Source organism: Variovorax sp. P1_H2 (assembly GCF_056405295.1).
On record NZ_JBFUCJ010000104.1, the window covers coordinates 1 to 17,375 of the forward strand.

General features: G+C 68.7%; 17 protein-coding genes. 6 read left to right on the forward strand and 11 right to left on the reverse strand.

The annotated features are described in order from the left end of the window. The first annotated feature begins 158 nt into the window (after nucleotides 1–158). A complete protein-coding gene (locus tag AC1D2E_RS27245; protein ID WP_478200284.1) occupies nucleotides 159–605 on the forward strand; it encodes an SRPBCC family protein in 447 nt (148 codons plus the stop codon). A gap of 90 nt (nucleotides 606–695) precedes the next feature. Here the strand turns inward: AC1D2E_RS27245 and glnA are convergent, their stop codons facing one another. The 4 genes from glnA to AC1D2E_RS27265 form a co-directional block, all read right to left on the reverse strand. Further along, entirely contained in the window at nucleotides 696–2,189 is a 1,494-nt protein-coding gene (glnA, locus tag AC1D2E_RS27250; RefSeq protein WP_478200285.1) for a type I glutamate--ammonia ligase, read from the reverse strand. Nucleotides 2,190–2,253: 64 nt separating this feature from the next. Further along, nucleotides 2,254–2,505, reverse strand: coding sequence for a hypothetical protein (locus tag AC1D2E_RS27255; RefSeq protein WP_478200286.1), 252 nt, complete (start codon nucleotides 2,503–2,505; stop codon nucleotides 2,254–2,256). 211 nt (nucleotides 2,506–2,716) lie between these two features. After that, nucleotides 2,717–3,481, reverse strand: coding sequence for a class II glutamine amidotransferase (locus tag AC1D2E_RS27260; RefSeq protein WP_478200287.1), 765 nt, complete (start codon nucleotides 3,479–3,481; stop codon nucleotides 2,717–2,719). A 25-nt stretch (nucleotides 3,482–3,506) separates the two neighbouring features. Then, a complete protein-coding gene (locus AC1D2E_RS27265; RefSeq protein ID WP_478200288.1) occupies nucleotides 3,507–4,964 on the reverse strand; it encodes an MFS transporter in 1,458 nt (485 codons plus the stop codon). 92 nt (nucleotides 4,965–5,056) lie between these two features. On the opposite strand from AC1D2E_RS27265, the gene AC1D2E_RS27270 reads away from it, so the two are divergent. Then, on the forward strand, nucleotides 5,057–5,179 hold the full coding sequence (locus tag AC1D2E_RS27270; protein ID WP_478173060.1) for a hypothetical protein: 123 nt from the start codon (nucleotides 5,057–5,059) through the stop codon (nucleotides 5,177–5,179). On the opposite strand, the gene AC1D2E_RS27275 is transcribed toward AC1D2E_RS27270, so the two are convergent. The 6 genes from AC1D2E_RS27275 to AC1D2E_RS27300 all read right to left on the reverse strand — a co-directional run bounded on the left by AC1D2E_RS27275 (nucleotide 5,170) and on the right by AC1D2E_RS27300 (nucleotide 10,415). Beyond that, entirely contained in the window at nucleotides 5,170–5,391 is a 222-nt protein-coding gene (locus AC1D2E_RS27275) for a cysteine-rich CWC family protein (protein ID WP_478200289.1), read from the reverse strand. The genes AC1D2E_RS27270 and AC1D2E_RS27275 overlap by 10 nt on opposite strands. Next, nucleotides 5,388–6,647, reverse strand: coding sequence for a 6-phosphofructokinase (locus AC1D2E_RS27280; RefSeq protein WP_478200290.1), 1,260 nt, complete (start codon nucleotides 6,645–6,647; stop codon nucleotides 5,388–5,390). Before AC1D2E_RS27280 ends, AC1D2E_RS27275 begins: the two co-directional genes overlap by 4 nt. A gap of 53 nt (nucleotides 6,648–6,700) precedes the next feature. Further along, nucleotides 6,701–7,864: an acyl-CoA dehydrogenase family protein gene (locus AC1D2E_RS27285; RefSeq protein ID WP_478200291.1), complete on the reverse strand. Its 1,164-nt coding sequence runs from the start codon at nucleotides 7,862–7,864 to the stop codon at nucleotides 6,701–6,703. 13 nt (nucleotides 7,865–7,877) lie between these two features. Continuing rightward, the gene (locus tag AC1D2E_RS27290) at nucleotides 7,878–8,672 is read right to left on the reverse strand and encodes an enoyl-CoA hydratase-related protein (protein WP_478200292.1); all 795 of its coding nucleotides are present in this window, start codon (nucleotides 8,670–8,672) and stop codon (nucleotides 7,878–7,880) included. 152 nt (nucleotides 8,673–8,824) lie between these two features. Next, nucleotides 8,825–10,003: an acetyl-CoA C-acetyltransferase gene (locus AC1D2E_RS27295; protein WP_478173055.1), complete on the reverse strand. Its 1,179-nt coding sequence runs from the start codon at nucleotides 10,001–10,003 to the stop codon at nucleotides 8,825–8,827. A 100-nt stretch (nucleotides 10,004–10,103) separates the two neighbouring features. Next, the gene (locus AC1D2E_RS27300) at nucleotides 10,104–10,415 is read right to left on the reverse strand and encodes a DUF2917 domain-containing protein (RefSeq protein WP_478200293.1); all 312 of its coding nucleotides are present in this window, start codon (nucleotides 10,413–10,415) and stop codon (nucleotides 10,104–10,106) included. 82 nt (nucleotides 10,416–10,497) lie between these two features. Here AC1D2E_RS27300 and AC1D2E_RS27305 point away from each other — a divergent pair, with 82 nt between their 5' ends. The 4 genes from AC1D2E_RS27305 (at nucleotide 10,498) to AC1D2E_RS27320 (ending at nucleotide 15,151) form a co-directional block, all read left to right on the forward strand. Beyond that, nucleotides 10,498–11,430 carry a LysR substrate-binding domain-containing protein gene (locus AC1D2E_RS27305; protein ID WP_478200294.1) on the forward strand — a complete coding sequence of 311 codons (933 nt, stop codon included), beginning with the start codon at nucleotides 10,498–10,500 and terminating at the stop codon, nucleotides 11,428–11,430. 109 nt (nucleotides 11,431–11,539) lie between these two features. Beyond that, entirely contained in the window at nucleotides 11,540–12,259 is a 720-nt protein-coding gene (locus AC1D2E_RS27310; protein ID WP_478200295.1) for a ProQ/FINO family protein, read from the forward strand. A 119-nt stretch (nucleotides 12,260–12,378) separates the two neighbouring features. Beyond that, a complete protein-coding gene (locus AC1D2E_RS27315; protein ID WP_478200296.1) occupies nucleotides 12,379–13,869 on the forward strand; it encodes a DUF1800 domain-containing protein in 1,491 nt (496 codons plus the stop codon). Nucleotides 13,870–13,885: 16 nt separating this feature from the next. Beyond that, the gene (locus tag AC1D2E_RS27320; protein WP_478200297.1) at nucleotides 13,886–15,151 is read left to right on the forward strand and encodes a DUF1501 domain-containing protein; all 1,266 of its coding nucleotides are present in this window, start codon (nucleotides 13,886–13,888) and stop codon (nucleotides 15,149–15,151) included. Nucleotides 15,152–15,169: 18 nt separating this feature from the next. On the opposite strand, the gene AC1D2E_RS27325 is transcribed toward AC1D2E_RS27320, so the two are convergent. After that, complete coding sequence (locus AC1D2E_RS27325) at nucleotides 15,170–17,347, reverse strand: malate synthase G (RefSeq protein ID WP_478200298.1); 2,178 nt, start codon at nucleotides 17,345–17,347, stop codon at nucleotides 15,170–15,172. Between the last annotated feature and the right edge of the window lie 28 nt (nucleotides 17,348–17,375).

A 17,375-nucleotide genomic window follows, 5' to 3' on the forward strand; every position in this document is an offset into this window, starting at 1 on the left:
CCGACGGGGAGGTCGGCGGCAATCCGGCCGGCGTCGTCGTCTGCGACGCGCTGCCCGSGGCCCATTCTTGAGTTCTGACTCGTTCGGTGTCGATTTTCCGCAGGCTCATTCGACGTATCAGTCGAGGGTCATCCTCTGCACTTCAGGAGAACGCAACCATGGCTACCAACACCATCCGTCTGCACCGCGTGCTGCGCACCTCACCGGACCGGCTCTACCGTGCCTTCGTCGAACCCAGCGCTTTTGAGCGCTGGCTGCCACCATTCGGATTTACCGGCCAAGTCCATAGCATGGAGCCCGTGGTCGGGGGCGCCTGGCGCATGTCCTTCACCCACTTTGGTACCGGCCACAGCCACTCGTTCGGTGGGAAGTACCTGGAACTTGTCCCCGGCCAGCGAATTGCATACGATGCGACCTTCGACGACCCCAACCTGCCGGGCACCATGAAGACCACCGTGACGCTGACCCCCGTGTCCTGTGGCACCGAAATGGCCGTCGTGCAGGAAGGCATCCCCGATGTGATTCCGACAGAAATGTGCTACCTGGGCTGGCAGGAGTCGCTTCTCGCGCTGGCCCAGTTGGTCGAGCCGAATATTCCGGGTTGAGGGAAGGTCCTGCGGCTGCGTCGAGCTTGCGCTCAACAGGCGAAGCACCACGACCTGCCGAGTCTCCTTGCCGATGGTTCACGCCGGGTCTCAGGCATCGAAGTAGAGATAGAACTCCCACGGGTGCGGGCGCAGCCGCACGGGATCGACGTCGTGTTTCCACTTGAGTTCGAGCCAAGTCTCGATGACGTCCTTTGTGAACACGTCTCCGCACATCAAGAAGTCGTGATCCTTCTCCAGCGCGCGCAGTGACTCGTCGAGCGATCCAGGTACCTTCGCGATGCTCCTGGCCTCCTCAGGGGGTAGCTCGTAGATGTTCTTGTCGAGCGGCGGCCCCGGGTCGATCTTGTTGGCGACCCCGTCGAGGCCCGCCATGAGCATGGCCGCGAACGCGAGGTAGGCATTCGCGGTCGGGTCCGGACAACGGAACTCGACGCGCCTTGCGTTCGGCGAGTCCGAATACATCGGAATGCGCGCCGCGGCCGAGCGATTTCGCTGCGACATCACCAGGTTCACCGGCGCCTCGTAGCCCGGTACGAGCCGCCGGTAGGAGTTGGTGGTCGGCGCACAGAACGCCATCAGCGCGTGCGCATGCTTGAGCAGCCCGCCGATGTACCAGCGGCACAGCTCGGAGGTCAGTGCCCAACCCTTGGCGTCGTAGAAAAGATTGCGCTTCTCGTTCCACAGGCTCTGGTGGCAGTGCATGCCGCTCGCGTTGTCGGCGAAGAGCGGCTTCGGCATGAAGGTGGCAACCTTGCCGTGCCGGCGCGCGATGTTCTTGACGAAGTATTTGTAGACCATCACGTTGTCGGCCATCCGCACGAGCGGCGCGAACTTCATGTCGATCTCGTTCTGGCCCGCGGTCGACACCTCGTGGTGGTGGATCTCGACCTGCACACCCGCGTTCATCAGCCCCAGCACGATCTCCGAGCGGATGTCCTGCAGCGTGTCGTGCGGGGGCACCGGGAAATAGCCTTCCTTGTAGCGCGGCTTGTACCCGAGGTTCCCGCCCCCGAATGCGCCTTCGTCCCGGCCCGAGTTCCATGCGCCCTCGACCGAATCGACGTAGTAGTAGCCGCAATGCGTGTTCTGCTCGAACCGGATCGAGTCGAAGATGAAGAACTCGAGCTCCGGGCCGAAGTAGCAGGTCTGCGCGACCCCGGTGTCCTTCAAGTGACGCTCGGCCTTGCGGGCCACGAAACGCGGATCGCGCGAGTAGGGTCCCTTGAGCACCGGGTCGATCACGTTGCAGGTCATCGAAAGCGTCGGGGTCTCGCACATCGGATCGATGAATACGGTGCTCGGGTCCGGCTGCAGCAGCATGTCCGACTCGTGGATCTCCTGGAAACCGCGGATCGAGGAGCCGTCGAACCCGATGCCGTCATCGAACAACGCGTCGTTGAGCTCCGGCAGTCCGATCGAGAAGTGCTGCCACAGTCCCGGCAGGTCGGTGAACTTGAGGTCGACGATCTGGATTCCGTGCTCCCGTACGAGGGCGATCACCTCCTTCGCGTTCTTGGGCGGATTCACCCGGTAGGAGCCGGGTTCGAACTGGGCGATCGGGCGCTTTTTCTCGGTTGGCATGGTCCTCTCCTCGGGTTGGGCTTACCCAGCGTCGGGCCAACTCCCGCTCACGCGGGCATCACTCTCAGTCCTGCGGGGAAGGGTCGCGTTTCAGCCTCATCCCCGTGCCGGCCAACGTCATCACGCCATCCTTGTCGACGCCGATATGCCGACCATCCGCCAGCTTGTATTCGGTGAGCCCCGTCGGCTCCCATTGGCCTTGCGTGTCGGGAACCGCGTCGAGACGGGCGAGGTGTTCATAGGCCTGGACACGGTAGGTCTGTCCATCGCTTCCGCGGGCGGTGAATGTCTCGAGCAGGTGAAGCATCTTTTCCATGCGCGCTCTCCTTGCAACCGACAGAGCCGGGCGCCTTCGTGCATCCCGATGCGCTTGCGCGCGACCAAAAGGCGCACGTCGAAAGGAGTTTGACGGGCCGCTGGCGGTGAAGTTCCGACGTGTGGCGTCAGGCTTTTCCCCAGGCCAACTGACTCGACCGGCGGGAGCGGCATTGGCGGTCAGACCGCGAATCTTGCCCGCTACACAGGCGCTATCCGCGCCGCTGCCCGTCCACGAACACCGCCAGTTCCCGGGGTGCGAACGCCGTCCACGTCTCATTGGTCGTCAGCGGCGCGGTCACCACCACGGCCACGCGATCGTTCGGCGTGGTGTGCTGGGCGAAGTCGATGCTCAGGTCCTCGTCCGACAGCTCGGCGGTCAGGAAGGGATGCCGGCGCTCGACGTACCAGAGATGGGTCGAGGCGTGGGCCCACAGGGCCTGGCCGTTCGACAGCATGAAATTGAAGGTGCCGTGCGCCGCCAGCCGCGGTGCCAGCTCGCGCAATGTGAGCGTCAGTTCGTCGATGCTCGGCACGTCGGCATGCGACTTGGCCAGCTCCTGCATGATCCAGCAGAAGGCGTGCTCGCTGTCGGTGCTGCCCACCGGGTGGAAACTGCCGTGCAGCCGCGGCCGGAAATCCTTCAGGTCGCCGTTGTGGGCGAACACCCAGTAGCGGCCCCACAGCTCGCGCACGAACGGATGGCAGTTCTGCAGGTTCACCGCGCCCTGCGTCGCCTTGCGGATGTGGGCGATGACGTTGCGGCTCTGGATCGGATAGCGGCGGATCAGCTCGGCCACCGGCGACTCGCAGGCCGGCTGGTGGTCGACGAAATGCCGCAGGCCGCGGTCCTCGAAGAAGGCGATGCCCCAGCCGTCGGCATGGTGGTCGGTGCGGCCGCCGCGCTGGGCGAAACCCGTGAAGCTGAAGGTCACGTCGGTCGGCGTGTTGCAGTTCATTCCGAGCAGCTGGCACATGGCGGTTATTAGAACCGAAGCGGATTCAACTCTTCGGCGGCGCGGCCTTCACCCGCAACTGCCAGGCCGCGACGATGGCCAGCGCGCAGAGCCCCGCCAGCAGCATGAACACCTCGTCGAAGGCGGCCAGCCGCGCCGGGCTGGTGGCCGGATTGGCGAGCGAGTCGCCGTGCGCCGCGAGCCGCCATTCGAGCACGATCGCGCACAGGCTCACGCCCGCGGCGCCGCCCAGCATGCGCAGGAAGTTGATGGCGCTGGCGCCCTGCGGGATCAGCGGCTTGGCCAGCGGCCGCATCGAGCCCAGGTTGAGCGAAGGCAGGATGAAGCCCAGGCCGATGCGCCCGATGATCGCGAAGGCCACCAGCAGCCACAGCGGGCTGTCCAGGCGGAGCACCACCATCAGCGCGAAGGACGCGGCCAGCAGCACCAGGCCGATGCCCACCAGCAGGTAGGTCGGCTGCCGGTCGGCCAGCCGGCCGACGCCGGCGATGGTCAGGGCGAGCACGATGCCGGCCGGCAGCAGGATGGTGCCGACGTGCGAGGCCGACAGCTGCAGCCCGACCTGCATGTAGACCGGCAGCAGGTAGGTCGAGCCGAACAGCGCGGTGCCGTAGATGAAGGCGACCACGCTGCCCATCGCGAACTGCCGGTACTGGAAGAGCGCCAGGTTCATCAGCGGAGCGCCGCCCCTGGCGGCCAGGCGCTTCTGCCAGGCGACGAAGGCGCCGAAGGCGGTTCCCGCGCCGGCCAGCAGCAGCGTGGCGTGCAGCGCCGAGTCACCGCGCAGGGCGACCAGGCCGTTCAGCAGGCACAGGGTGCCGAGGGTGCCGAGGCCGAGTCCGCGCCAGTCGAGGCCGTCGCTGCGTACCGCGACCACGCCGCCCGGCGCGGTGGTCGGCACGAATTTGTAAGCCAGCCAGATCGACGCCAGGCAGAAGGGCACCACCATGAAGAAGATCGAGCGCCAGCCGAACAGGTCGACCAGCACGCCGCCGATGCTGGGCCCGATGGCCGGCGCCAGCACCACGCCCATGCCGAAGATCCCGCTGGCGCGGCCCTGCTCCTGGGGCTGGAAGGCGCGCAGGATGATGATGGCCGGGATCGGCTGCACCACGCCCGCCGCCAGCCCCTCGGCCACGCGCGCGATCAGCACCAGCGTGAAGTCGGTGGCCAGCCCGCCAGCCAACCCGCCCGCCATCAGCAGCACCATGGTGCCGATGTAGGTTCGCCGGTAGCCGTAGCGCGAAAGCAGCCAGGGCGTGGTCAGCATCGACACGGTCATCGCCACCATGAAGCCCGAGCTGACCCACTGGGCGCGTTCCTGGCCGAGCGAAAAATGATGGCTCATGCCGGGAATGGCGACGTTGACGATGGTCGACGACATGATCGACGCCATCACACCGACCATGACCGAAACGAGCAGGAGCCAGCGATAGCGTTCGCCGTAGCGGCTGCTCAGGGACTGCGGGGGAGGATTGTTCATCGAGAGTGGGAGTCGCCCGCGCCGGGCCGTCCTGCAAGGATATCGGCGTTTGCACCGCTTCAGCGCGAAGTATCGGCGGCCAGAATCGGGTGTTGCGACAACGGGCCGCCGGCCGACTGGGCCGACCGTTCCACCAGGTGATCACCGAGCAGCGCGAGCGCGGCGGCATGCCGGCGATGGCGGCCAAGGAAGAACCGGTGGCGGCTCAGTCCTGAAGCGCTTCCCGGGCGGCGCAGCGCGCGCAGATGCAGGCCAGGCGGCGCTGTGCGTCCGGCACGCGGGCCAGCAGGGCCTCGCTGAAGCCGACCTCCCTGCACCAGCACGGCGGCTGGGCCTGGCCGGTCTCGCGCTCGATCTCGATCGCGCAGCGGTTCGACTCGCCGCACAAGGGACAGCGCGACGGATCGGGGCGGGCCACTGCGTTCATCCCGCGAGCTCGAAGGGCGCCAGCTTCTTCGCCACCGCGACGTTGTCGAGCGTCACGTAGACCGGAAGCCCGTCGCGGTAGGACGGATAGTCCTCGCCCTGGATCAGCGGCAGCAGGTAGCGCCGGCATTTCTCGGTGATGCCGTAGCCGTCGCCCGAGATGAAGTCGCGCGGCATGAACTTCTCGGCGTTGGCGACCGCGTCGAGCGGCGCCGTGCCGATGCGGTAGGCATAGGGCTGGTCGGAGCTGCGTTCGATGGTCGGCATCACGGCGTTGCGGCCCTCGAGCGCCAGCTCGACCGCGCGCTGGCCGAGTTCATAGGCCTGCCGCACGTCGGTGGCCGAGGCGATGTGCCGCGCCGCGCGCTGCAGGTAGTCGGCCACCGCCCAGTGGAACTTGTGGCCCAGCGCGTCCTTGATCATCTGCGCCACCACCGGTGCCGCGCCGCCGAGCTGCGCGTGGCCGAAGGCATCCTTGCTGCCCTGCTCGGCCAGGAAAGTGCCGTCGGCGTGATGGCAGCCTTCGGAGACCACCACGGTGCAGTAGCCGTGATGCTTCACCATGGCGTCCACGCGCGCCAGGAAGACGGCCTGGTCGAACGGAATCTCGGGGAACAGGATCACGACCGGAATGCCGTGCGCCTCGACCAGCCCGCCGGCCGCGGCGATCCATCCGGCATGGCGCCCCATGACCTCGATCACGAACACCTTGGTCGAGGTCGCGGCCATCGAGCGGACGTCGAGCGAGGCCTCGAGCGTCGACACCGCGACGTACTTGGCGACCGAGCCGAAGCCCGGGCAGCAGTCGGTCAGCGGCAGGTCGTTGTCGATGGTCTTCGGCACATGGATGGCCTGCAGCGGATAGCCCAGCGACTGCGACAGCTGGCTCATCTTGAAGCAGGTGTCGGCCGAATCGCCGCCGCCGTTGTAGAAGAAATAGCCGATGTCGTGGGCCTTGAAGACCTCGATCAGGCGCTCGTACTCGCGCCGGTTCGTGGTCGAAGACTTGAGCTTKTAGCGGCACGACCCGAAGGCGCCGGCGGGCGTGGTGCGCAGCGCCGCGATCGCCTCGGCCGATTCGCGGCCGGTGTCGATCAGGTCCTCGGTCAGGGCGCCGAGGATCCCGTTGCGGCCGGCGTAGACGCTGCCGATGCGGTCGGGGTGCCGGCGCGCCGTCTCGATCACGCCGCAGGCCGAGGCGTTGATGACGGAAGTGACGCCGCCGGACTGGGCGTAGAAGGCGTTGAGGGTGGGCATGGGGCGCATTGTCCTGCAGCCCCCGTCCGCCTGCCAGTGCGATCTTCAGCGGCTCAGCGCCCCGGCAGCCCCATCGCGCGCGTGATCACCTCTTTCATGATCTCGTTGGTGCCGCCGTAGATCCGCTGCACCCGCGCATCGGCGTAGGCCCGGGTCACCGGGTACTCCCACATGTAGCCGTAGCCGCCATGCAATTGCACGCATTCGTCCATCACCTTGCACTGCAGGTCGCTGGTCCAGTACTTGGCCATGCTGGCGGTCGCGGTGTCGAGCTTCTCCAGCATCAACAGTTCGATGCACTTGTCGACGAAGACCTGCGCCACCTGCACCTCGGTCTGCAGTTCGGCCAGCGTGTAGCGGGTGTTCTGGTAGGCGCCCACCGGCTGGCCGAAGACCTGGCGTTCCTTCACGTAGGCCACCGTATGGTCGATCGCGGCCTGCGAGGCGGCCACCGCGCTGATCGCGATCTGCAGCCGTTCCCAGGGCAGTTGCTCCATCAGGCAGACGAAGCCGCGGTTCTCCTGCGCCGCGCCGCCCAGCAGCGCCTCGGCCGGCAGCCGCACGCCGTCGAAGAACAGCTCGGAGGTGTCCTGTGCCTTCAGGCCCAGCTTCTTCAGCCGCTTGCCCTTCTCGAAGCCCGGCATGCCGCGCTCGACCAGGAACAGGCTGGTGCCCTTGGCACCGCCGGCCGGATCGGTCTTGGCGACCACGATCACCAGGTCGGCGTGCCAGCCGTTGGTGATGAAGGTCTTGCTGCCGTTCAGCAGATAGCTGCCGTCGGGCTGCTTCAGCGCCGTGCTGCGCACTGCCTGCAGGTCGCTGCCGGCGGCCGGCTCGCTCATCGCGATGGCGCCGATCATCTCGCCGCTCGCGAGCTTCGGCAGGTAGTGCTTCTTCTGTTCTTCGGTGCCGTAGCGCAGGATGTACGGCGCCACGATCTCGCTGTGCAGCCCGTAGCCGATGCCGGTGAAGCCGCGGGCCCACAGCTCCTCGAACTGGATCACCGAATAGAGCAGGTCGGCGCCCGAGCCGCCATATTCCTCGGGCAGCGACATGCAGAGGAAGCCGTTGGCGCCGGCCTTGTTCCAGACCTCGCGGGCGACATAGCCCTGTTCCTCCCAGGCCTCGTGGAAAGGGGCGATCTCCTTGTCCATGAAGCGGCGGAAGCTGTCGCGGAAGGCCTCGTGGTCGGGGCTGAAGAGGGTGCGTTCGATCATGGGAATGCAGCGTTCAGCGTGGCGGGAAGACCGGAGCGCGCTTTTGCAGGAAGGCCGCCACGCCCTCGGCGAAGCTCGGCTGCTCGATCAGCTCGCGCTGGCGTTCGCTTTCGTAGTGCAGTTGCTCGGGCAGCGTGTGCCGCTCCGACTGCGCGATGGCGCGGCGCGCCTCCTGCACTGCATGCGCAGGCAGGCGCGCCAGGCGCTGGGCGATCTTGAGCGCCTCGGGCCCCAGCGCGCCGTCGTCGAGCGCGGCCCAGATCAGGCCCCACTGCGCCGCGGTCTCGGCGCCGAGCTTCTCATCGAGCAGCGCCATGCCCATCGCGCGCGCGGGGCCGACCCGGCGCGGGATGAACCAGGTGCAGCCGAGGTCGGGCACGATGCCCAGCTTGGGCAGGAAGGGAAGGTAGAAATACGCGCTGCGCGCCGCCACCACGATGTCGCAGGCCAGCGCCAGGCCGACGCCGGCACCGGCGGCAGGCCCGTTGACCGCGCAGACCACCGGCACCGGCAGCGCGCGCAGTTCCTCGATCAACGGGTTGCTCATCGATTGCATCCAGTCGGCGGTCTGGTCGCCGAGCGTCTTGCCTTCCTCGGGCGCGCGCATCGCGCTCAGGTCGGCGCCGACGCAGAAGGCCTTGCCGGCGCCGGTGAGCACCACCGCGCGCACCTGGCTGTCGGCTCGAACGCGAGCGAAACGCTCGCGCAGTTCCTGCTGCAGGTCGAGCGCGATCGGGTTGAGTTTGGCCGGCAGGTTCAGCGTGAGGGTCGCGATGCCGTCGTTCAGTTCGTAGAGGACGCTGCTCATCTCAGTGCTCCACTGCGCTGTGGCGCGACCTGCGACACATGAAACCGGCGCAGTCCGATATCAGGGATACCGCGGAACCGGCTTTGCCGGGCCGCCAGTATCGCCCCCCTTGAGGGGGGAGGCGCCGCAGGCGCTTCGGGGGGTGTTTCATTTCAGAGCCGCTCCACGATCGTGACGTTGGCCATACCCCCACCTTCGCACATGGTCTGAAGGCCATAGCGCTTGCCGCGCCGGCCGAGCGCATTCACCAGCGTGGTCATCAGCTTGGTGCCCGAGGCGCCGAGCGGGTGGCCGAGCGCGATCGCGCCGCCGTTGACGTTGAGCTTCGCCGGGTCGGCGCCGAGCGTCTGCAGCCAGGCCAGCGGCACCGGCGCGAAGGCCTCGTTGACCTCGTAGAGGTCGATGTCCTCGATCTTCAGGCCGGCCTTCGCCAAGGCGCGCGCGGTGGCCGGGATCGGCGCCTCCAGCATGATCACCGGGTCGTGGCCCAGCACGCTCATGTGGTGGATGCGCGCCAGCGGCTTCACGCCCAGCGCCTTCAGGCCGCGCTCGTTGACCACCAGCACGCCGCTGGCGCCGTCGCAGATCTGGCTCGCGGTGGCGGCGGTGCAACGGCCGCCCTCGGCGATCAGCTTGACCCCGGCGATGCCTTCGAGCGTGGCCTCGAAGCGGATGCCTTCGTCGACCGTGTGCATCTCGCCGCCGGCCGAGCCATCGGCCAGGCGCACCTCTACGGCCAAGATCTCGTCGGCGAACAGTCCCTCACGGCTGGCGGCGATCGCGCGCTGGTGGCTTTCGAAGGCGTAGCGGTCGAGCATGTCCTTGGTGAGCCCGTAGTTCTTCGCGATCATCTCGGCGCCGGTGAACTGGCTGAACTCGACGCCGGGGTAGCGCCGCTGCATGGCCGGGCTCATGTAGGTGCCGAGGCCGGCCTTGGCCGGCAGCGCGTTGGGCGTGAACATCGGCACCCGCGTCATGCTCTCGACGCCGGCCGCGATCACCGCGTCCATGCTGCCCGACATCACGGCCTGGGCCGCGAAGTGCAGCGCCTGCTGCGACGAGCCGCATTGGCGGTCGACCGAGGTGCCGGGCACCGATTCGGGCAGTTTCGAGGCCAGCACCGCATTGCGCGCCACGTTGGTCGCCTGTTCGCCGACCTGGCTCACGCAGCCGAGGATGACGTCCTCCACCGCCGCCGGGTCGATGCCGCTGCGCGCCACCAGCGCGTCGATGACCTGCGCCGCCAGGTCGACCGGGTGCCAGCCCGCCAGCCTGCCGCCGCGACGGCCGCCCGCGGTGCGCGCGGTGGCCACGATATATGCCTCTGCCATGGTGTGTCCTTCGTCCGGGAATTGGGGCCCGGAGCGGACAGCAACGCGATCGTCTCCTCCGGCCCGGGAGCGTCGATGGTTCAACGCCCCGGCGCCGGGGTCAAGCCGGGGACATCCCGTGGGGCCAGAGTCGCCAAGGCGACCGCTCGGCCGGCGCCGGCCGGGCGGCGACCGACAGCGCCTCACCGCTGAAGCGCACGCAGGAAGGTTCGAGTGCCGCCACCAGCGCGCGCCGGTGCGAGTCGCTGCGGAAGCGCTCGCCGGGCTCCAGCACGATGTCGCGCCGGTCGTGGTCGAGCGTGATCCACACGGCGCCGCGGGTGCATTCGATGTCGACCTCGTGGGCGTCGGGCAGGGTGAAGACCGCCTTCTTGGGCAGGCTGAGGCTCAGGCGTTGGGTGTGGGGGGTCATCAGGGGCTCCATTGCATTCTTCCTGCGAATGAATATAGTCATCGCCCCAAGGTCTGTCATACGGTCATTCGGAACTCGTTGCATGCATCCAGAGAATGCGAAGGCCCCACTCGCCGGGCCTGATCTGCCGCCGTTGGAGTTGCTGCGCAGCTTCGAGGCCGCGGCGCGCACGCTGAGCTTCACGCAGGCTGCGGCCGAGGTCTTCCTCACGCAGTCGGCGGTCAGCCGGCAGATCCAGCAGCTCGAGGCCAGCCTCGGCGTGCCGCTGTTCGAGCGCCGCCACCGCGCGCTGGCGCTGACCGAGGCCGGGCGGGTGTTGCAGCGCGCGGTGGTCGAGAGCCTGGAGCGCCTGCGCGATGCCACGGCCCGCGTGCGCGCGGCACCGGTGCTGCGCCAGGTCGCGATCACGACCACGCCGGGCTTCGCCTCGCTGTGGCTGATTCCGCGGCTGGCGCGCTTCACGGCGGACCATCCGCGGGTCGACGTCCGGGTGTCGGCCACGCTCGACGTGCTGGACCTCGAGCGTGCCCGCATCGACGTCGCGGTCCGCTTCGTGCCGATCGCCCGGGGCACCGGCCCGACCCTGTTCGAGGAGTCGGTGATGCCGCTCTGTGCGCCGCGCGTCGCCGCGGCTCTGAAGGCGCCGGGCGACCTGCCGGAACAGACCCTGCTCACGGTCGACCTGCCGAACCATGCCGAGGCGCCGACCGCCGACTGGGAGCCCTGGCTGGAGGTCATGGGGCTGACCGACCTGCGCATGAAGAACACGCTGCGCTTCACCCAATACGCCGATGCGGTGGCGGCCGCGGTCGCCGGCCAGGGGGTGGTCATCGGCCGGCTGCCGCTGTTGCGCGAGCTGGTGCAGACCGGGCAACTGGTGGCGCCCTTCGGGGAGGGCGCGGCCTCGCGGCGCGGCTATTTCATCGAGACCTCGCGGCGGGCCGCGGGCAACCCCGACGCCCAGGATTTCGTGCGCTGGCTGCGGGCCGAAGCCGAGGCTGCGCAGCGCGGGTGAAGGGGGTGCAGGCCGCCTTGGGAGCGGCCCGGCGCCGGCCCGGGCCGAGGGATTAAAGTCGGGGCACGCATGGCCCGACGTGGCACCGATTCCGCTGACCTAAAACCCGATGAATTCGACGACCGACACCGCATCTGCTCCTCAAGCCGCCAAGAAGGGCGGCCGTGGGCGACAGAACGCCCGGCAGAACGCCAAACCGGGCGCGAACCAGGGCGGCCAGAAAGGGCCGCAGCGCCCGGCCCGCAAGCCCAACCCCGTGCTCGAGAAGCTGTTCGAGCTCTATCCGAAGATGTTCGGCGCCCGCTTCCTGCCGCTGAAGCTGGGTGTCTACCAGGAGTTGCTGGCGCTGCACGCCGACCTGTTCAAGAAGGAAGACCTGAAGATCGCGCTGGGACTGCATGCCCGCTCGACACGCTATCTCGACGCCGTGGCCGCCGGCGAGAAGCGCCATGACCTGAACGGCGTGCCGGTCGAGGCCGTGGCCCCGGAGCACGTGCACCACGCGATCCTCGAGGTGTTCAAGCGCCGCCAGGCGCGCACCGAGGAGGACCTGCGTCCCAAGCTGCGGGCCCGCCTGGTGGAGGCCATCGAGGCCTCGGGCCTGTCGCGCGAGGACTACGTGCTGGCCGTTCGCACGCAGGACGAAGTGACCAACGCCGTGCTCGACGAGGCCTTCGTGGAAGTCGGCGCGCGCACGGCCAAGCGCGAGGCGCTGCTGCGCGCCTTCGAGGCCAGCGGGCGTACCGTGGCGGAGTTCGCCGAGATGTACGGCATGGATCCGGCCGAGGTCGGCCGGACGCTGCAGCGCGCGCGGCCGCACGCCAGCTGACCCGCTGACGAACCGGTCAGCGGCTCTTTTCCGGGCCGAAGCGAAACCGGGTCGACCGGGTCCGCCGGCGCGGCGTTGTGGGGGTGCTGTCTTTCAGGCCCCCGTCGCAGGAGCACCGCATGAACCGTCGATCGCCCAAAAGCGTCCGCTTCCTTGCCTGGGTACTGGCGTGCGCCGCCTTCGCCGCGCTGCCCGCGAAGGCGCAGCCTGCGGCGGAAGCCGACGCGCTCCACATCCTGAATCGCCTGGCCTACGGCCCCGCGCCCGGCGACCTGGCGCACGTGAAACAGGTCGGCATCGATCGCTACATCGACGGGCAGCTGCATCCCGAGCGCCTGCCGTTGCCGGCCGATCTCGCGCAGCAGCTCGGCGCGCTGTCCACCGCCGCGGCGTCGCAGCGCGACCTGATCACGCAGTACCGCGAGGCGCTGCAGGCTGCCAAGGATGGCAGCGACGATGCCAAGGCCAGGCAGCGCGAGTTCATCCGGCAGGTCGACATCGAGGCCGGCCAGGCGCGTCTCTGGAGCGCCGTGCGCAGCCCGCGCCAGCTCGAGGAACGGATGGTGGACTTCTGGTTCAACCACTTCAATGTGTTCATCGGCAAGGGCCTGGACCGCGTGCTGGTCGGGAACTACGAGCGCGAGGCGATCCGGCCGTACGCGATGGGCCGCTTCCGCGACCTGCTGGGGGCCACGGCGCACCATCCCGCGATGCTGTTCTATCTGGACAACTGGCAATCCGCCGTCCCGGGCTTCCAGCCGCCGCGCGGCGCCGATCCGGCTGCCAGGGCCAGCGGCTTGAACGAGAACTACGCCCGCGAGCTGATGGAGCTGCACACACTGGGCGTCGATGGCGGCTACACCCAGCGCGACGTGACCGAGCTGGCCCGTGTCCTCACCGGCTGGACTTTCGCGCCGCGAGCGACCACCGGCCCTTCCACCTTCTTCTTCGACGCGCGCCGGCACGACGGCGGCGACAAGCTCTGGCTCGGGCAGCGCATCGGCGACCAGGGCCAGGCCGAAGGCGAGCGGGCACTGGACCTGCTGGCCATGCACCCGGCCACCGCACGCCATGTCAGCGGCCAGCTGGCGCAGTATTTCGTCGCCGACCAGCCGCCGGCCGTGCTGGTCGACCGGCTCGCCCAGCGCTACCTGGCAAGCGGCGGCGACATCCGCGCCGTGCTCAAGACCTTGTTCGACAGCCCCGAGTTCCGTAGTCCCAAGGTGCACGGCCTGAAGTTCAAGACGCCCTACGACTACGTGGCCTCGACCGTGCGCGCCACCGACCTGCCTCTGACCGACGTGCGGCCCCTGCTCGGAACGCTGCGCCAGCTCGGCATGCCGCTCTACGGCTGCCAGACGCCGGACGGCTACAAGAACACGCAGGACGCCTGGCTCAACCCGGATGCGATCACCCGCCGCATCGGCTTCGCGACGGCGTTGGCATCGGGCCGGCTGCCGGCCGCAGCCACGCCGCCGGTCGATGCGGAAGTCCTGCTCGCCACGCTGGGCAGCAGCATCTCGCCAAAGACCCGCGCCACCCTAGCCGAGGCGACGCCCGATCTGCGGGGGGCGCTGGTGCTAGGCAGCCCCGATTTCATGCACCGCTGATTTCCCGGAGGCCACCATGCTGCGTCGCGATCTGCTGAAACTTGCCGTGCAGGGCGGTGCCGTCCTGCTGCCTCCAGGCCCCTCGGCCTTCGCCGCGGTGGGCGAGAGCCGCGCCGCTGCGCCGCCGCGGCTGGTGGTGATCTTCCTGCGCGGCGCGGTGGATGGGCTGAGCGTGGTCGCGCCCTATGCCGACGACGCCTACTACGCCGCCCGTTCATCGATCGCCCTGGCGCGCCCGGGCGCCGAAGGCGGGCTGCTCGACCTCGATGGCCGCTTCGGGCTGCACCCGGCGCTGGCGCCCCTGATGCCCCTGTGGCAGGCCGGCCAGCTCGGTTTCGTGCAGGCCTGCGGTTCGCCCGACGAGACCCGCTCCCACTTCGATGCACAGGACTACATGGAGTCCGGCACGCCGGGCCGCAAGTCGACCACCGACGGTTGGCTCAACCGGCTCCTCGGTGCGATGCCGGCCGATTCGACGGGCGCCCCGTCCGCCACCCGGGCCGTCAGCATGGGCCCGGTACTGCCGCGCATCTGCGCGGGGCGCAACACCGTGGCGAACATCCCGCTGGGCGCTGCGGCCGGCAAGCCGACGCTGCTCGATCGTCCGCAGGTCGCCGATGCCTTCGGCCGGCTCTATGGCGGCGACGATGCGCTGTCGCGCGCCTTCAGGGAATCGCGCCAGTCGCACCAGGAGGTGATGCGATCGCTGAACCCCGACAACCTGGACCGCGAGATGCAGGCCGCCAGCAATGGGGCCCCGCTGCCCAACGGCTTTCCCGACAACGCGGCCCGGCTCGCGACCCTCATGCGCAACGACGCGCGGGTCCAGCTGGCCTTCATGGACCTCGGCGGGTGGGACACCCATGCCAACCAGGGTGCGGCGACCGGCCAGCTCGCCAACCGGCTCGGCCCGCTGGGGCAGGGGCTGTCGGCGCTGGCCACGCGCCTGGGCCCGGTCTGGGCCGACACGATGGTGGTGGTGATGTCCGAGTTCGGCCGCACGGTGCGCCAGAACGGCAACAGCGGCACGGACCACGGACACGGCAACTTGCTGTGGCTGCTCGGCGGCAAGGTGGCTGGCGGCAAGGTGCACGGGCGCTGGCCCGGCCTGGAGGATCGTGCGCTGCACGACGGCCGCGACCTGGCGGTGACCACCGATTTCCGCCAGGTGCTGGCGGCCATCGGCGAACGGCACCTGCGCCTGCCGGACGGGCGTCTGGCCGAGGTCTTTCCGGGCTTCGCCTTCCAGTCCTCGGGGGCCGCCGGCCTGTTGCGCGGCTAGACCGCGCCGACGTTCGCCTCAGGCCGTGTCGGCCTTCACCTTCAGCCGCCACGCGTGCAGCAGCGGCTCGGTGTAGCCGCTCGGCTGCTCGATGCCCTTGAACACCAGGTCCTGGGCCGCCTTGTACGCGGCCGAGGTGGCGAAGTTGCCGGCCATCTTCTTGTAGAGCGGGTCGCCGGCGTTCTGCTGGTCGACCACCGCGGCCATGCGCTCGAAGGTGGCGCTGACCTGCTCCTTGCTCACCACGCCGTGCAGCAGCCAGTTGGCGATGTGCTGGCTCGAGATGCGCAAGGTCGCGCGGTCTTCCATCAGGCCGATGTTGTGGATGTCGGGCACCTTCGAGCAGCCGACGCCCTGGTCGATCCAGCGCACCACGTAGCCCAGGATGCCCTGCACGTTGTTGTCGAGTTCCTGCTGGCGCTCGGCCGCGGTCCAGTTCACGCTCGGCGCCACCGGCACCTTCAGCAGGTCGCTGAGGATGTTGTCGCGCTCGGCGTCGGCGTCGATCTGCTCCAGCTGCTTCTGCACCTCGGCGACGTTGACCTGGTGGTAGTGCAGCGCGTGCAGCGTGGCCGCCGTCGGCGAGGGCACCCAGGCGGTGTTGGCGCCGGCCTTCGGGTGGACGATCTTCTGCTCGAGCATCGCGTGCATCAGGTCGGGCATGGCCCACATGCCCTTGCCGATCTGCGCCTTGCCGCGCAGGCCGCACGAGAGGCCGACCAGCACGTTGTTCTTCTCGTAGGCCTGGATCCACGGCGTGGTCTTCATGTCGCCCTTGCGCAGCATCGCGCCGGCCTGCATCGCGGTGTGCATCTCGTCGCCGGTGCGGTCGAGGAAGCCGGTATTGATGAAGGCCACGCGCGCGGCCGCTTCGGCGATGCAGGCCTTGAGGTTGACGCTGGTGCGGCGCTCTTCATCCATGATGCCGAGCTTGACGGTGTTGGCCGGCAGGCCCAGAAGTTCCTCGACGCTCGCGAACAGCGCGCTCGCGAAGGCGACCTCGGCCGGGCCATGCATCTTCGGCTTCACGATGTAGACGCTGCCGGTGCGCGAGTTGCCCTTGCGCTTCAGGTCGACGGTGGCGATGGTGGTCGTGATGACCGCGTCCATGATGCCCTCGGGGATCTCCTTGCCGTCGGCGTACAAGATCGCCGGGTTGGTCATCAGGTGGCCGACATTGCGCACGAACATCAGCGAGCGGCCGTGCAGCTTCACGGGCTGGCCGTCGGCGCCGGTGTATTCGCGGTCGGGGTTGAGGCCGCGCGTGAAGGTCTTGCCGCCCTTGGCGACTTCCTCGGTCAGCGTGCCCTGCAGGATGCCGAGCCAGTTGCCGTAGGCCAGGACCTTGTCGGCCGCATCGACCACCGCCACCGAATCCTCGAGGTCGAGGATGGTCGACAGCGCGGCTTCGAGCACCACGTCGCTGACGCCGGCCGCGTCGCTCTTGCCGATGGCGGTCGAGCGGTCGATCTGGATGTCGATGTGGATGCCGTTGTGCTTCAGCAGCACCGACTTCGGCGCCGCCGCGTCGCCGGTGTAGCCGACGAACTGCGACGGGTTCTTGAGGCCGGTGCTGCTGCTCTGCAGCGCGATCACCAGCACGCCGTGCTCGACCTTGTAGCCGGTAGCGTTCTTGTGCGAGCCGTTGTCGAGCGGCGCGGCCTGGTCGAGCACGTGGCGCGCGAACTCGATCACCTTGGCGCCGCGCACCGGGTTGTAGCCCCTGCCCTTTTCGGCGCCGCCGGTCTCGGGGATCGCGTCGGTGCCGTAGAGCGCGTCGTACAGCGAGCCCCAGCGCGCATTGGCCGCGTTGAGCGCATAGCGCGCGTTCAGGATCGGCACCACCAGCTGGGGGCCGGCCTGCAATGCGAGCTCGGCATCGACGTTGGCGGTGGTGGTCTGCACGTCCTTCGGCTGCGGCAGCAGATAGCCGATGGCTTCGAGGAAGGCGCGGTAGGCGGGCATGTCGGTGATCGGGCCCGGGTGCGCCTTGTGCCAGCGGTCCATCTCGCGCTGCAGCCGGTCCCGTTCGGCCAGCAGGGCCGCGTTCTTGGGGGCGAACTCGCTGACGATGGCGTCGAAGCCCTTCCAGAAGACCTCGCTGGCGACGCCGGTGGCGGGCAGCACCTTCTGTTCGATGAACTGGTGCAGTTCGGTGGCGACCTGGAGGCCGTGGACGGAAGTGCGGGCGGTCATGGTTCTGTACTCCTTGATGAGATGCGTC